At 68.4% G+C, this 15,392-nt stretch carries 13 protein-coding genes; 5 read left to right on the top strand and 8 right to left on the bottom strand.

Annotation, left to right across the window (positions count from 1 at the left end):
• Positions 1 to 21: 21 nt before the first annotated feature.
• From VEIS_RS01435 to VEIS_RS01450, 4 genes are all read right to left on the bottom strand, one after another.
• Positions 22 to 747 carry an ABC transporter ATP-binding protein gene (locus tag VEIS_RS01435; RefSeq protein ID WP_011808097.1) on the bottom strand — a complete coding sequence of 242 codons (726 nt, stop codon included), beginning with the start codon at positions 745 to 747 and terminating at the stop codon, positions 22 to 24.
• On the bottom strand, positions 744 to 2,582 hold the full coding sequence (locus tag VEIS_RS01440) for a branched-chain amino acid ABC transporter ATP-binding protein/permease (RefSeq protein ID WP_011808098.1): 1,839 nt from the start codon (positions 2,580 to 2,582) through the stop codon (positions 744 to 746). Before VEIS_RS01440 ends, VEIS_RS01435 begins: the two co-directional genes overlap by 4 nt.
• A 64-nt stretch (positions 2,583 to 2,646) precedes the next feature.
• The gene (locus VEIS_RS01445; RefSeq protein WP_011808099.1) at positions 2,647 to 3,567 is read right to left on the bottom strand and encodes a branched-chain amino acid ABC transporter permease; all 921 of its coding nucleotides are present in this window, start codon (positions 3,565 to 3,567) and stop codon (positions 2,647 to 2,649) included.
• Positions 3,568 to 3,606: 39 nt separating this feature from the next.
• Positions 3,607 to 4,812, bottom strand: a complete 1,206-nt coding sequence (locus VEIS_RS01450; RefSeq protein ID WP_011808100.1) for an ABC transporter substrate-binding protein — start codon at positions 4,810 to 4,812, stop codon at positions 3,607 to 3,609.
• Between the two features lie 230 nt (positions 4,813 to 5,042).
• Here VEIS_RS01450 and VEIS_RS01455 point away from each other — a divergent pair, with 230 nt between their 5' ends.
• Complete coding sequence (locus tag VEIS_RS01455) at positions 5,043 to 5,993, top strand: IS110 family RNA-guided transposase (RefSeq protein WP_011808093.1); 951 nt, start codon at positions 5,043 to 5,045, stop codon at positions 5,991 to 5,993.
• Between the two features lie 79 nt (positions 5,994 to 6,072).
• Here the strand turns inward: VEIS_RS01455 and VEIS_RS01460 are convergent, their stop codons facing one another.
• On the bottom strand, positions 6,073 to 7,071 hold the full coding sequence (locus VEIS_RS01460) for a hydroxymethylglutaryl-CoA lyase (RefSeq protein ID WP_011808101.1): 999 nt from the start codon (positions 7,069 to 7,071) through the stop codon (positions 6,073 to 6,075).
• Entirely contained in the window at positions 7,068 to 8,288 is a 1,221-nt protein-coding gene (locus VEIS_RS01465) for a CaiB/BaiF CoA transferase family protein (RefSeq protein WP_011808102.1), read from the bottom strand. Before VEIS_RS01465 ends, VEIS_RS01460 begins: the two co-directional genes overlap by 4 nt.
• A 323-nt stretch (positions 8,289 to 8,611) precedes the next feature.
• On the opposite strand from VEIS_RS01465, the gene VEIS_RS01470 reads away from it, so the two are divergent.
• Positions 8,612 to 9,802, top strand: coding sequence for an MFS transporter (locus VEIS_RS01470; protein WP_011808103.1), 1,191 nt, complete (start codon positions 8,612 to 8,614; stop codon positions 9,800 to 9,802).
• A gap of 413 nt (positions 9,803 to 10,215) precedes the next feature.
• Positions 10,216 to 10,737, top strand: coding sequence for a single-stranded DNA-binding protein (gene ssb / locus VEIS_RS01475; protein WP_011808104.1), 522 nt, complete (start codon positions 10,216 to 10,218; stop codon positions 10,735 to 10,737).
• Positions 10,738 to 10,814: 77 nt separating this feature from the next.
• Here ssb and mnmA read toward each other — a convergent pair whose 3' ends face one another.
• Positions 10,815 to 11,927 (bottom strand): tRNA 2-thiouridine(34) synthase MnmA, encoded by a 1,113-nt coding sequence (gene mnmA, locus VEIS_RS01480; protein WP_011808105.1) that lies wholly within the window; start codon positions 11,925 to 11,927, stop codon positions 10,815 to 10,817.
• On the bottom strand, positions 11,924 to 12,865 hold the full coding sequence (locus tag VEIS_RS01485) for a LysR family transcriptional regulator (protein WP_011808106.1): 942 nt from the start codon (positions 12,863 to 12,865) through the stop codon (positions 11,924 to 11,926). Before VEIS_RS01485 ends, mnmA begins: the two co-directional genes overlap by 4 nt.
• A 338-nt stretch (positions 12,866 to 13,203) precedes the next feature.
• Here VEIS_RS01485 and VEIS_RS01490 point away from each other — a divergent pair, with 338 nt between their 5' ends.
• Positions 13,204 to 14,331, top strand: a complete 1,128-nt coding sequence (locus VEIS_RS01490) for a 4-oxalomesaconate tautomerase (protein WP_011808107.1) — start codon at positions 13,204 to 13,206, stop codon at positions 14,329 to 14,331.
• 33 nt (positions 14,332 to 14,364) lie between these two features.
• Positions 14,365 to 15,378 carry a Bug family tripartite tricarboxylate transporter substrate binding protein gene (locus VEIS_RS01495; protein WP_011808108.1) on the top strand — a complete coding sequence of 338 codons (1,014 nt, stop codon included), beginning with the start codon at positions 14,365 to 14,367 and terminating at the stop codon, positions 15,376 to 15,378.
• Positions 15,379 to 15,392 lie beyond the last annotated feature (14 nt).

A 15,392-nucleotide genomic window follows, 5' to 3' on the forward strand; every position in this document is an offset into this window, starting at 1 on the left:
CGGAGCGGAACGGGTATGCGCCTAATGCGCGCCGAGATAGAACGCCCGGATGCCGGGGTTGGCCAGCAGCGCGCTGCCGCTGCCTTCGAGGGTGATGCGGCCGGTTTCGAGCACATAGCCACGGTCGGCCAGCGCCAGCGCCTGGTGCGCCATTTGCTCGACCAGCAAGATGGTCAGCCCCGCGTCGCGCAGCACGCGGATGCTGCGCAAGATGTCGCGGATGACCAGCGGCGCCAGGCCCAGCGAGGGCTCGTCGAGCAGCAGCAGCCGTGGCTTGCTCATCAGCGCGCGCGCCAGCGCCAGCATCTGCTGCTCCCCGCCGGAGAGCGTTCCGGCCCACTGCGCCTGGCGCTGCGCGAGGCGCGGGAAGAGCTCGAAACCATGGCCGACCAGGGCGTTGATTTCGGCCGCCGTGGCCTGCAGGCTGTACGCGCCGAGCAGCAGGTTGTCGAGCACACTCTGGTCGGGAAAGATGCCACGGCCTTCGGGCGCGAGCGTTACGCCGCATTGCAGGCGCTTGTGGGCGGGTATCGCGCCGATGTCCCGGCCATCGATCAGGATGCGCCCCGACGCGATCGGCTCCAGCCCGGCGATGCTCTTGAGCAGGCTGCTCTTGCCGGCGCCGTTGGCGCCGATGATCGTGACGATTTCGCCGGCACCGACCTCGATGGAAACCTCGCGCAGCGCCTCGATCGCGCCGTAGCGCACCGAGACGCGCTCCAACTGCAGCAGCGGGCCGGACTTCATGCCGCACTCTCTTCTTCGGTGCCCAGGTAGGCTTCGATCACACGGGGGTTGCGCTGAATGTCGTGCGGGCGGCCTTCGGCGATCTTGACGCCGTAGTCGAGCACGATGACATGGTCCGAGATGCTCATGACGAGGTCCATGTGGTGCTCGACCATCAGCAGCGTGATGCCGAGTGCGCGCACCTTCACGAGCAGTTTGCCGAGTTCGACCGTCTCCTGGGGGTTCAGGCCGGCGGCCGGCTCGTCGAGCAGCAGCAAGGCGGGCTCGCCAGCGATGGCCCGCGCCAGTTCGACGCGACGTTGCAGCCCGTATGGCAGGCTGCCGGCGGGCAGCCCGGCCTGCGCCGCCAGGCCGACGAACTGCAAGATGGCAAGCGCCCGAGCCCGCGCGGTCTGCTCTTGGCGCCTGGCGCCGGGCAGGCCCAGCAGCGATGCGCAAAAGCCGTTCGTCATCCGGCTGTGCCGGCCAGTCATCACGTTGTCGAGCACCGACAGCGCGCCAAAGAGCCGCAGGTTCTGGAAGGTGCGCCCGATTCCGAGCGCGCAAATCGCGTGGCCTTGCGCGCCGGCGATGGCCTGGCCGCAGAAGGTGATCGTCCCCTTGTCGGGGGTGACGACGCCGGTCAACATGTTGAGCATCGTGCTCTTGCCGGCGCCGTTCGGACCGATCAGCGCGTAGATATGGCCGTGCCGCAGCTCCAGGCTCAAGTCCTGCGCGGGCTGCACGCCGCCGTAGGCCTTGCAGACGCGGCTCACCGTCAGCAGCGGGCCGGCGTCACCGCAGCGCGGCGCGGGCATGCCGGCCGGCATGTCCGTCGGTGCCACGGTCTGCGGCCGGCGGGGCCGGCGGGGCCGAAACCGGGCCAGAATGCCGGCCATGCCCTGGGGCATCAGGTACAGCGCGAACAGCAGCAGCGCGCCATAGACGAAGTGCTGGGCCGAGGGCCATTGCGCCAAAAAGGCGTCGACGAGTGTCAGCAGCAGCGCGCCGAGCAGCGGGCCGAGCGTCGAGCCTGCGCCGCCGAACAGCACCAGCAGCAAGATGAAGATCGACAGGTTGAAGCTGATGAAGTCCGAGTTGATGTACTGGTTCTGCTGCGCCACCATCGCGCCGGCGATGCCGCAGGTCACGGCAGCGATCACGAAGGCCAGCACCTTGCTGCGGTAGACCCCGATGCCGACAGAGCCGGCCGCGATCTCGTCGGCCTGCAGTGACAGCAGCGCGCGCCCGATCCGGCCCTGCAGCAGGTTGTGCAGCAGCAGGTGCGTGAGCGCACACAGCGCGATGCCAAACCAGACCCACTGCAGGTGGGTCAATGGCCTGCCGCCGAACGCCAGCGGCCCGATGCCGAAGATGCCGGCGGCCCCGCCGAACAGCTCATCCCACTCGGAGACGAGCTTTTCGATCATCGTCCCGAAGGCCAGGGTCACCATCGCCAGATACGGGCCTTTGGCGCGCAGCGACGCCAGCGCGATGAGCGCGCCGCACAGGCCGGCCACCACGCCAGCGGCCAGCAGCGCGAGCCAGGGCGACCAGCCGTGGCGCGCCGTGAGCAGCGCGGCGGTGTAGGCGCCAGCGGCGAACAGACCGGCCTGGCCGAGTGATTTCTGCCCGGCATAGCCGACCAGCACGTTCATCCCCAGCGCGCACATCAGGTGCACGGTGACCATGAACAGCACGCGCAGGTGGTAATCGTTGCCGGCCATCGAGGCTGCGGCTGCGGCGACGAGCGCAATACCGGTCACGGCCAGCGTGTGGCGCCCGCCCAGGCGCGGCGGCGCAGCCGGGGCACCGGCGGCCGGCGCGGACGGCACAGGCCGCCGGGCACGGCTCATCGGGCCAGCTCCATGCGCGCCACGGCGCTGCTGCGCCGGGGCTTCGGGGCGGCCCGGCGGCGACTCATACCTTCTCCGTCACGGCCCTGCCGAACAGGCCGTTCGGCCGGAGCGCCAAAACCAGGATCACCAACGCGAACAGCACGATCTCGCGCCACTGCGCCTGCCAGAGGTTGATCAGCGATTCGAGCAGCCCGAGCACGAAGCCGCCGAGCACGCAGCCGCGCGGATTCGTCAGCCCGCCCAGGATGGCGCCGCAAAAGCCTTTGAGCGCAATGCCCAGACCCATGAAGAGCGAGGCCGATGCGATGGGCGCGAGCAGGTAGCCGCACAGCCCTGCAAGCCCGGCGCTGACGAAGAAGGCGCCGAGCATGATCGCCGCGACATCGATGCCCATCAGACTGGCCACGCGCCGGTCGTGCGCGACGGCGCGCAGCGCCTTGCCGATCATCGTGCGCTGCAGCACGAAGTCGAACAGCGCCATCACGGCGAGCGCGGTGACGATGATCAGTATTTCCTGCGAGCGCAAGCCGACGCCGGCGATGCGTATGACCTCTTCGCCGAACGGTGCCGGCACTTTCAACGGCGCCGGGCCCCAAAGCGCCAGCCCGATGCTCTGCACGATGATCCCGAAGCCGATCGTGCTCATGACCCAGGCCATGCCGGGCTTGCCGGCGAACGGGCGCACCGCCGTCAGGTACAGCACGCTGCCGAGCAGACCCATCGCGAGCACGGCGAGCGCCAGCGCGACGAGTTGGGCCATGCCATCGACTGCCAAGGCATCCATCCCTGCGCCCAGCGGCGCGCCGGTCAGCAGCAGCATGACGGACAGGCCGATGAACGAGCCGGCGGACACGAAGTCCCCGTGCGCAAAGTTCAGTGTCTTCGTCGTCGTGAAGGTGATGCCCAAACCCAGCGCCACCAGCGCATAGGCGCCGCCTGACGCAAGGCCGCTGACCAGCGCCTGGAGCAATGCCTGCATCATCTTTGGTCTCTGTCTGGAGCCTGCGGGTCTTGGCCCTGCTCATTGCTTCAGGTTTTCCGGCGTGATCGTCCTGGTGATCGCATCGTCGTAGCAGACGACGCGGCCAGCCTGCCACTGCGCGAGGTGGAAGTCGGCCACGGACAGCGCCTCGTGATTGGTCTTGCCAAAGGGCTTGTCGTAGGTTTTGACGATGCCCTCGACCTGCGGCAGATTCTCCAGCGCCTGCTGCACCTGCGGCCCCTGCGTCGAGCCGGCCGCCTTCATCGCGGTGGCGAGCAGCAGCACCGCGTCGTAGGCCTGCGCCGCAGTGACGAAGGCAGTCATCTTCGGGTGCTTGTCCAGCAGCCGGGCGTTGAGCGCGGCAGCCTTGGGGGTGCTCGTCGCGGTGCTGGAGGCGGTGAAGATCAGCTTGGCAGCGAGCGCGGGGCCGGCCAGTTGGAGCAGCGGCGTGTTGATGTTGCCCCACGCGCCCAGCGTGACGGGAAAGTAGTTCACCTTCTCCATGCTGCGCAGCACGTAGGCGTTGGCGTCGGCCAGGCCGTAGATGATCAGCGTGTCCGCGCCTGCGGCCTTGATCTTGCTCAGTTGCGAGGTCATGTCGGTGTCCTTGCCGCCGAACTTCTCCTGCGCCACGGGGTCGAGCGCGTGCAGCTTGAGCACCGCCAGCAGGTCCTTCATGCCCTGCTGGCCGTAGCCGGTGGAATCGGCCAGGAAGGCGATTTTCTTGTTCTTCGTGGCCTTGACGGCATAGGCGACGAGCAGCGCGATCTGGTCGCGGTCGACCATCGAGACGCGGAAGATGTAGTTCTCGCCCGAGCTCTCGAAGCGTTTGGTGATGTCGGTCGCGGTGGCGATGGGCGAGATCACCGGGATCTTCTTTTGCTGCGGCAGATGCAGCCAAGCCAGCACGTTGCCGGAGTTGGCCGAGCCGATCAGCGCGACGACTTTTTCGCTGTCGAGCAGTTCGGTCACGCCCTGGATCGCTTTCGGCGGCTGGGCCATGTCGTCGCGCGCGACGATGGCGAGCGGGCGTCCGAGGACACCGCCAGCGGCGTTGATGTCCTGCGCGGCCTGCTGCGCGCCCCAGAGGGCGCCGAGGCCAAACTCGGCCGCGCCGCTGGCGCTCATGTCGCTGATGTAGCCGATCTTGATGTCTTGCGCCAGGCCCGGCGTGGCGGCCGCGAAGGTTGCGGCGGCAAAGGCCGGGACAAGCCCCCGGCAGCGGCGCACGAATGTGGAAAGCACGGTCAGTCTCCTTATATCTTTCAGATCATTCAAACTTCAGTGGTCAAGGCGTGGTTGCCAGCCTTGATTGCTGAACTGGTTGACTCACCACCGTGCAGCCTGTGTCTCCTGCGAGCCCGAGCTCGAATTTCAGCCCAGGGCGCACGGTGGTGGTCTGTTTGTTCTGCCGCATCCCGAATGGTTGACCGAACACATTTCGTATTCATAAGGCTGGGAGCCACAGGACTTGTATGAGTGAACCCGTTTATGTAGGTATCGACGTGGCCAAGCGCACCTTCGAGGTGGCCACCACTGGTCAAGCACAGACCTTCAGTCTTGGCAACGATGAGGCCGGGCATGCCCAGTTGTGCCAACTGCTGGCGCCGCTGTCGCCGCGCCTGGTGCTGCTGGAGGCCACTGGCGGCTACGAGCAGGACCTGGCGCTTGCCTTGTCCGCGGCAGGCTTGCGTGTGTCGGTGATCAATCCGCGCCAAGCACGCGACTTTGCCCGCTGCATGGGCAAACTGGCCAAGACCGATCGCATCGATGCGCAGGCGCTGCGCGGCTTTGCAGCCTTGCTGGACGCCCAGGGTCACGAGCCGCGCATGCTGGCCGACGAGCAGCAGCGCGAGTTGACCGCCCTGGTGGTGCGCCGCCGCCAACTCGTGGCCATGCTGGTGGCCGAACGCCAGCGACTGGCCCTGGCACATCCCAAGGCCAAGCCCAGCATCCTGCGGATCATGGCTACCATTGCCGAGCAACTCAACGACCTGGACGGGCAGCTCAAGGAGCATGTCCTGGCACACCACGCCGATCTGGCGGCCTTGCTGACCTCGGTCAAGGGCGTGGGTCCCACCACGGCCAGCACGCTGCTGGCGCAACTGCCCGAGTTGGGCCAGCTCAATCGCAAGCAGATCACCTCGCTGGTGGGCTTGGCCCCCATCAATCGGGACTCGGGCACGCTGCGTGGGCAGCGCCACATCTTCGGTGGTCGCGCCGACGTGCGCCGCGTGCTGTTCGTGGCCGCCTTGGTAGGCACGCGCTTCAATCCCGTGCTCAAAGCCTTCTATGCAAGGCTGCTGGCCGCCGGCAAGCCCAAAAAGGTCGCTCTGGTCGCCTGCATGCACAAGTTGTTGGTCATCTTGAACGCCATCGCTCGCACCAAGTCGCCTTGGCGCAACGAGCTTGCTGAAGCGGTTTGACTTTGTCATTCAAGATGGTTGCTGATTTGGAATGGAAGGCGGGGGTCTTGCCACTGCATGGGGTGATCGGGGCAGCGGCTCAGGCGCGCGGGCGCGGCCGGGCATGGGCATGGGCACGGATCGCGTCCAGGTCGGACGGCGGCGGGTGCACATCGAGCCGGCGCCCGGCCTGGACGATCTGGCTCGGGATGGCGTGGCCGACCAGGGCCGGCAAGCGCTGCGCGGCCGCGATCAGCAGGGCCAGGTCGATGCCCGTGTCGTAGCCCATGCATTCGAGCGCATGCGCAATCCCTTCGCTGCAGACGTTGCCACTGGCCCCGGGTGCGTAGGGGCAGCCGCCGAGGCCGCCGAGCGACACATCGAAGTGGGTCGCGCCGGCATCGATCGCCGCCATGACATTCGCCAGACCCATGCCGCGCGTGTCGTGAAAGTGCAGCGTCAGTTCGGTCCCGGGCCAGCGGGCGCGCAACGCGCAGGTCAGCGCGAAAACCTGGCCAGGGTAGGCCATGCCGGTGGTGTCGCAGAGGGTGACGCCCTGCGCGCCGAACTGCTCGATGAACCGCGCGCATCCGTCGAGCACCGTCGCCTCGGACATGTCGCCTTCCATCGGACAGCCGAAACTGCACGACAGCGAGATGTTGACGCGCACGCGCGCCTGGCGCGCGATCCGGCTCACGCCGGACAGCGCCTCGAACGATTGCGCGCGCGTCATCTTCAGGTTCGCAAGGTTGTGGCTTTCGCTGGCCGACATCACCAGGTTCAGTTCGTCAGCGCCGGCGTCGATCGCCCGCTCGGCGCCACCCGCGTTGGGCACCAGCGCGCTGTAGATCACGCCGGGACGGCGCCCGATCGCGCGCAGCACCGCCGAGGCATCGCGCAACGCAGGAATCGCCTGCGGCGAGACGAAAGCGGTGGCCTCGATTTTTCTCATGCCGGCGTCGGCCAGCGCATCGATGAGGGCGATCTTCTCGTCGGTCGGCACAAAGGCGGTTTCGGCTTGCAGCCCGTCGCGCATGCCGACCTCGTGCAGCGCGATGCGCCGCCCGCCGCCCTGCCAGACGCCGCCCGCCGTATTCATGCCACCACCTTTTTGTCGCGCAGTGCGGCGATGTCCCGGGCCGTCAGGCCGATCTCGCCGAGCACCGCATCGGTATCGTCGCCAAGGCCGGGTGCGGCCGAGCGCACGCTGCCCGGCGTGCCGAGCAGTTTGGGCACGATCCCCGGCACATCGAGTGGGTAGCCAGCGCGCGTCGTCTGCTGCAGGATCATCTCCCGCGCGCGGTAGTGCGGGTCTTCGGCGATGTCTTTGGCGGTATAGACCCGGCCGGCGGGCACGCCTGCGCGGGCCAGCCGATCGAGCACTTCATCGACGCTGCGGCTGGCGCTCCAGGCCGCGATCGCCATGTCGATTTCCGCGACGCGCTCGATGCGGCCGGCGTTGCTGGCCAGCGCGGGATCGTTGCCCAGGTCAGGGCGGCCGATGCACTGCATCAGACGCTTGAAGATGCTGTCGCCGTTGCCGGCAACGAGCGCGTAGCCGTCCGTGCAGCGATAGGCGTTCGAGGGCGCGATGCCCGGCAACGCGCTGCCGGCGGCCTCGCGCACCGCGCCGAAGGCGCTGTACTCGGGCAGCAGACTTTCCATCACGTTGAACACGGCCTCGTTCAATGCCACATCGATCACCTGGCCCGGGCCGCCGTGCACCTTGCAGTGGTAGAGCGCTGTCAGGACGCCGATGGTGCCGTGCAGGGCCGCCAGCGTGTCGCCGATCGAGATGCCGCAGCGCACCGGCATACGGCCAGGCTCGCCGGTCAGGTGGCGCAGGCCGCCCATGGCCTCGCCGATCGCGCCGAAGCCGGGCCGGTCGCGGTAAGGCCCGGTCTGGCCATAGCCGGAGATGCGCAGCATCACCAGGCGCGGGTTCAGCGGCGCGAGCGTGTCGTAGCCCATGCCCCAGCCCTCCAGCGTCCCGGGGCGGAAATTCTCGATCAACACGTCCGCCCGTGCGATCAGGCGGCGCGCGATGTCCTGGCCTTCGGGCACGCGCAGGTCGAGCGCGATGGAACGCTTGTTGCGCGACTGCACCTGCCACCAGACGGAGGTGCCGTCCTTGAGCATGCGCCAGTTGCGTAGCGGGTCGCCGCAGTCTGGCGCCTCGATCTTGATCACCTCGGCGCCGAATTCGCCGAGCGTCTTGCCGGCGAAAGGGCCGGCGATCAGTTGCCCCATCTCGACGACTTTCAGGCCGCTCAGTGCGTTCGCCGCCAGGGTGCGGGTGGGCTGATTCAGTGGCATGGGCCGGCTTTCGATGGCAGGTGGTTTTGCTGTGCGCCGTATCGTAGGAACATCGGCGGTGTGCAGGAATGCACCGGGCGTCGAGGAGAGCTTTCGGAATTTTCGAAAGCAGACAGGGGTAAACCCTTGAACTGCCGATCCGCCGCGCCCAAGCCCGGCGGCAGCGGACACAGCCGGCGGCGCACCGGCGCCAGCCACCGGGCAGCGATGCGCGAGAATGTCGGCTTTGCCCCTTGCGCAGCCTCGTGCCCGATCCCTTGCCCATTTCCCCCTCGGATACCGCCGTGCCCGAGCACCGCAGCCCGTCCCCGGCCGGCCATTCGATGACCGCGCTGGAGCGCCGCTCCAGCCTCAGTCTGGCGCTGATCTTTGCGTTGCGCATGCTCGGTCTGTTCCTGGTGCTGCCGGTGTTCGCGCTGGAAGCGCACAAATACCCCGGGGGAGACAACCCGGCGCTGGTCGGCTTGGCCATGGGCATCTATGGCCTGACACAGGCGCTGCTGCAATTGCCGCTGGGCATGGCCTCGGACCGCTTTGGGCGCAAGCGCGTGATCCTGCCCGGCCTGCTGGTGTTTGCCGCCGGCAGCCTGCTGGCCGCGCAGGCCGATTCGCTGACCGGGCTGCTGCTGGGCCGGGCGCTGCAAGGCGCCGGCGCCGTGTCGGCTGCCGTGACCGCCCTGCTGGCCGACCAGACCCGCGACGCCGTGCGCACCAAGGCCATGGCCTGGGTGGGCGGCAGCATTGGCCTGATGTTTGCGCTGGCGCTGGTGGCCGCCCCGGCGCTGGCGGCCCATATCGGGCTGTCGGGGCTGTTTGGCCTGAGTTGCGCATTGGCGCTGGCCGGCGTGGCCGTGCTGCTGTGGTGGGTGCCACCGGAGCCCGGTCGGCAGGGGCAGGCCCTGCGCGGACGGATGGCGGCGGGACTCGCCGAGGTCTGGACCCACCCCGATCTGCTGCGCCTGAACCTGGGCGTGTTCGTGCTGCACACCGTGCAACTGTCGATGTGGGTGGCCGTGCCCGCGCTGCTGGTGCAGGCCGGCCTGGGCAAGGAGCAGCACTGGCGGCTCTACCTGCCCGCCGTGGTGCTGTCGTTTGCCGCGCTGGGCGGCTTGTTTGCGCTGGAGCGCGCCGGGCGCCTGCGCGCTGCGCTGTTGGGCGCGATTGCGCTGGTCCTGCTGGTGCAGGCCGGCCTGGGCGCGCTGGCCGTCAGCGGCGCCACCCCGACGCTGTGGCTGCTAGGCCCTCTGATGTGGGTTTTCTTTTGCGGCTTCAACGCGCTGGAGGCGAGCCAGCCCAGCCTGGTCTCGCGCATGGCGCCCGCGCATCTGCGCGGCGCAGCGCTGGGCAGCTACAACACCTTGCAGTCGCTGGGCCTGTTTGCCGGCGGCGCACTCGGCGGCGCGCTGGTGAAATGGTCCGGCACCCCCGGCCTGTTTGCCGTGACCAGCGCGCTCACGGCGCTGTGGCTGGTGCTGACCTGGCCCCTGCGGCCTGTGGGACGCAACGGGCACTGAGCCAGGGCCAGCGCGCCAGCGCCGCCTCCATCCCCGATCTGCCACCCCTGATCTGCGCCAAAGAGATGGCGCATTCGCGCCAGGGCGGGCGCTTCGGCGCATGTTGCTCGTGGCGGCGCATGTTGATGCGTGCAGTGGTTTCTTCATCCACAAGGCGGACAGAATAATTTGAGTTTCTGCCAGAACTGCTGACGACGTTGCGCGACTGACCACATGCGCCGTGGGCGTTGCCAGCGCTGGCGCGCCGCCCCGGCCCTGCCGATTCCGGCAAGGGCAATGCCAGCGGGGTTCAGGCGCAGATGGCCCTGGCCACGGAACGCATTGCGGCACAATCGGGCATTTGCTTGGCGCGCGGGCTTGTGGCGCAGGGATCGCAGCGTTCGGGCGCCCTTTAACTTTCGAGGCAGAGCAGCATGGCATCCGTGAACAAAGTCATCATCGTCGGCAACCTGGGCCGCGACCCTGAAATGCGCACCTTCCCCAGTGGCGGCCAAATCGCCAATGTCACCGTCGCCACCACCGACAAGTGGAAAGACAAGCAGACCGGTGAAATGAAGGAAGCCACCGAGTGGCACCGCGTGGTCTTTCGCGATCGTCTGGCGGAAATCGCCAGCCAGTACCTGCGCAAAGGCTCGCAGGTGTATCTGGAAGGCAGTTTGCGCACCCGCAAATGGACCGACCAGAGCGGCGTGGAAAAGTTCAGCACCGAAATCCACGCCCATACCATGCAGATGCTCGGCAGCCGCCAGGGCATGAGCGGCCCGCAAGGCGGGCATGACGATGGCGGCGGCTATGACAGCGGCGGCTACGAGCAGGCGCCGCGCCAAGCGGCAGCACCGGCACGACCTGCTGCACCAGCAGCGGCGGCCCCGGCAGCCCCGGGGCCCCGCGCTGCGTCGGGCTTTGACGATATGGACGACGATATTCCGTTCTGACGCCCTCGATGCCCTCGATGCGCTGAAGCAGCTTCGCGCGCGAACACGCACCGGCCCTCAGCCCCCGGGGCCGGCAATCATCCCGCAATCACCCCGCCCCCCAGGCAGACGTTGCCGTCATACAAGACCGCGCTTTGCCCGGGCGTCACGGCCCATTGCTCCTCGGAAAAGTGCAGGCGAAAGCCGGCCTGCCCGGCGCTGGCCATCGTGCATGACGCATCTTGCTGCCGGTACCGGGTCTTGGCCGCATAGCGGCCCGGGGCCGGGGCCGCGCCGCAAATCCAGCGCGCGTCCTGGGCCTCCAGGGCACGGGACAGCAGCCAGGGGTGGTCATGCCCTTGCACCACGCGCAAGGTGTTCGTGGCCAGTTCCTTGCGGGCCACGAACCAGGGCGCATGCGCACCGCCGCCACGCTGCGCGCCCTGCTCCTTGAGGCCGCCTATGCCCAGCCCCTGTCGTTGGCCCAGGGTGTAGAAGCTCAGTCCCGAATGCTGGCCCAGAACGCGGCCCCGGTCGTCCTCGATGGGGCCGGGGGCGGGGCCGATATAGCGGTTCAGGAACTCGCGAAACGGCCGCTCGCCGATGAAGCAGATGCCGGTCGAGTCCTTCTTCCTGGCGTTGGGCAGGCCGATGTCCTCGGCCAGGCGCCGCACCTCGGTCTTGCGCAGCGCGCCCAGCGGGAACAGCGTTCTGGACAACTGCCGCTGGTCCAGCCGGTGCAAAAAGTAGCTTTGGTCTTTGGCCGGGTCTGCCCCCTTGAGCAGCTCGAACCGGCCCGAGGCCGGGTTCCGGCGCACGCCGGCGTAGTGGCCGGTGGCGATTTTCTCGGCGCCCAGACGCAGCGCATGGTCCAGAAAGGCCTTGAACTTGATCTCGGCGTTGCACAGCACATCGGGGTTGGGTGTGCGGCCGGCCTGGTACTCGCGCAGGAACTCGGCGAACACGCGCTCCTTGTAGTCGGCCGCGAAGTTCACATGCTCGATCTCGATGCCGATCACGTCGGCCACGGCAGCGGCGTCGACGAAGTCGGTGCCCGACGGGCAGTAGCCGCCGTCGTCATCGTCTTCCCAGTTCTTCATGAAGATGCCGACCACCTCATGGCCCTGCTGGCGCAGCAGGTAGGCGGTGACGGCCGAGTCCACGCCGCCGGACAGGCCGACGACGACGCGCTGCTTGGGGGAGGCTGTCATCGCGCCGATTGTATTTTTTGTCGCGCCGGGCCATTGCGCAGGCGCGCAGAGCGGGTGGCCGCCAGCAGTTCATACAGTTGCTGCGCGGCCGGTGACAGGGACCGCCCCCGGCGCTTGATCAGCCCCATCTGCCGCGTGACCACCGGCTCCACCAGCGCGATGCTGACCAGCGTCGGGTGCTCCCGGCCCGGCATCGCCAGGCCCGGCACGGCCGCCACGCCCAGGCCGGCCTCGACCAGCCCGAGCAGCGTGGTCACATGCTTGGCCTCGTACAGGCATTGCGGTCGGTCGGGAACATTGGCCAGCGCCAGGTCCATCAGCAGCCGGTTGCCCGAGGTCTTGCCCACCGACATGTAGTCATGCTGGCCCAGGTCGGCCCAGGTCACCTTCTTGCGCCGGGCCAGCACATGGTCGCGCCGGCAGGCGGCCACGAAGCGCTCGACCAGCACCGGCTTGAATTCGATCTCGGCCTCCTGGCTGCCGATGAAGTTCAGGCCGAAGTCCGCCTCGCCCTGCGCCACGGCCACCAGCACCTCGTTGGCGCTGGCATCGTGCACCTTCACGCGGATCTTCGGAAAGCGCTCGTGGTAGCGCTTGACCACCTGCGGCAGAAAGTAATACACGGCCGACGGCACGCAGGCAATGGTCACCTCGCCCATGCGCCGCGCCGCCACATCCCCCAGGCCCATCAGCATGCCGTCCAACTCATCGAGCCACAGCCGCGTCTTGCGCGCAAAGTCGCGCCCCACGGCGGTGAGCGTGACGCGGCGCGTGCTGCGGTCGAGCAGGCGCACGCCCAGGGCCTGCTCGAGCTTGTCGATGCGGCGGCTGAAGGCCGGCTGCGACAGGTGGATGGATTCGGCCGCAGCGCGAAAGCTCTGCAACTCGGCCACGGCGGCGAAAGCCTGTATGTCGGCCAGATCGAATTTGTGCGGCATGGTGTGGCCCTGGTGTGATGTCCCGTCAATGGCTGCGCATGAAAATGGCGCAAATGGCGTCCTTCGCGCCAGGGCGGCGTTGCAGATCCCCGCGATGCCTGCGCACGTATCCGTACCGCTGCGGTCTGCGCCTTGCCCTGACACGAAACGCATCGGCTTCATCCCGTGCCGGCATTTGCGGGACGGCACACCCGTGCAGAAAAGAAGAAGCTCGCCCGGCAACCCGGCAGCGGCCATTGCAGCATGTCCATGCGCCCCCAATCCATTGCGCGGCATGCATCGATCGTTGTCAACAATGCAATTCACAACGGGTCGATGGCGCAGCAACATGCCGGCCCATGAGCTACCACCTTCCTTGCGTCCTGATGCGCGGCGGCACCTCCCGGGGGCCTTTCTTCCTGGCCGACTGGTTGCCGCAAGACCCTTTGCAGCGCGACCGCACGCTGATCGCGGCCCTGGGTTCGCCGCATGAGTTGCAGATCGACGGCCTGGGCGGCGGCCACTCGCTGACCAGCAAGGTGGCCATCGTCTCGCGCTCGGTGCATGCCGGCTGCGATGTCGACTATCTGTTCGCCCAGGTCAGCGTGGGCGAAGCCCGTGTCGATACCCGCCCCAACTGCGGCAACATGCTCGCCGGCGTCGGCCCGTTTGCGATCGAGCAGGGCCTGGTGCACGCCGGGCGCCAGGCCGACGTGACGCAGGTGCGGGTCTACAACCTGAACACCGGCGCGCGCATCGACCTGCAGGTGCAGACCCGCGACGGCCGCGTGCGCTACGAGGGCGACATGCGCATCGACGGCGTGCAGGGCACGGCCGCGCCGGTGCTGATGAGCTTTCGGGACGCCTGGGGCGCCGTCACCGGCCAGCTCTTTCCCACCGGCCAGCGCATCGACACCATCGCCGGCCTGCAAGTCACCTGCATCGACGCCGCCCAGGTGATGGTGCTGGTGCCTGCCGCCGCGCTGGGCCTGCGCGGCGACGAGAGCGCAGCCGAACTCGATGCCGACACCGCGTTGCTGGCGCGGCTCCAGGCCCTGCGCTGCCAGGCCGGGCTGCGCATGGGCCTGGGCGGCATCCCGGACAGCGTGCTGCCCAAGCCGGTGCTGGTCGCGCCAGGGCCGGCGCCCGGCAGCATCGTCTCGCGCTACTTCACCCCCTGGCGCTGCCACCGCTCGCACGCCGTGACCGGCGCCATCGGCGTGGCCGCGGCGCTGCTGCTGCCCGGCACCGTGGCCACCGACGCGCGCACCCCCGCCAGCGCCGGAACGCACCGCGTGCAGGTGCTGCACCCGGCAGGCCGCACCCCTGTGGATGTGCAACTGGCCTTGGTCGATGGCCACTGCACGCTGGTGCAGGCCGCGCTGGTGCGCACCGCCCGCAAGATTTTCGAGGGCACGCTGTTCGTCGCGCAAAGCGCAATGGAGCCTGGATGCCCCGGGCCATGGCCCGCCGATGACCGGCCGTAGCCCCGCCGATGAGCACATGAAAGGAGACAGCAAATGCCCCCACCCAACCCCAACCCCAACCCATCGACCCGGCAACGCCCGGCGCGCCGGCGCGCGCTTTGCCTGGCCCTGCTCGCCGGCGCGCTCGCCTTGCCTGCGGGCGCGCAAGCGGCCTTCCCCGAGCGCCCCATCACGCTGGTGGTGCCGACAGCCGCCGGTGGCGGCAACGACGGCATGGCGCGCGTGGTGGCGCAGAAAATGTCGGCGCTGCTGGGCCGGACGGTGATCGTGGAAAACAAGGCCGGCGCCAACGGCGCCATCGCCGCCGAGTACGTGGCGCGGGCCGCGCCTGACGGGCACACCATCCTGTTTGGCTACATTGCCACCCACGGCATGAACCCGGCGCTGCAAAAGCTGCGCTACGACCCCATCACCCAGTTCGAGCCTATCGGCATGGTCTGCTACTCGCCCACGCTGATGGTGATCAACCCCCGGGTGCCGGCCACAACGGTGGCCGAGTTCGTCGCGCTCACCCGGGCCAACCCCGGGGCCTACAACTATGCGTCCGCAGGCAATGGCACGGCGCCGCATTTCTCGGCCGAGATGTTCAAGCTCGAAAGCGGCGCGCAGATGGCGCATGTGCCCTACCGTGGCTCGGCCCCCGCGCTGAACGACACCATGGCCAACCAGACGCAGGTGATGTTCCCCAGCCTGTTCGCCTCCTCGGCCCATGTCAAGAGCGGCAAGCTGCGCGCGCTGGCGCTGGCCGGCCCCAAACGCTCGCCGTTGCTGCCCGGGGTGCCGACGCTGCAAGAGGCCGGCGTCGAGGGCGTGGAGATCACGCAGTGGTACGCCTTGTTCGCCCCGGCCAAGACCCCCAGGGCCGTGATCGGGCAGCTCAACTCGGCCCTGAACCAGGCCCTGGCCGACAAACAGGTGGCGCAACGCATCGAGGCGCAGGGCGCGGTGGTCGACAGCAGCACCCCCGAGGCCCTGGCGCTTACCGTGCGCCAGGAGATCGCCAAATGGCGCGGCGTGGTGCACAGGGCGCAGCTCAGCGCCGACTGAGGCCGGAGCGGGAT

Source organism: Verminephrobacter eiseniae EF01-2 (genome assembly GCF_000015565.1).
Classification (GTDB): Bacteria; Pseudomonadota; Gammaproteobacteria; order Burkholderiales; family Burkholderiaceae_C; genus Acidovorax; species Acidovorax eiseniae.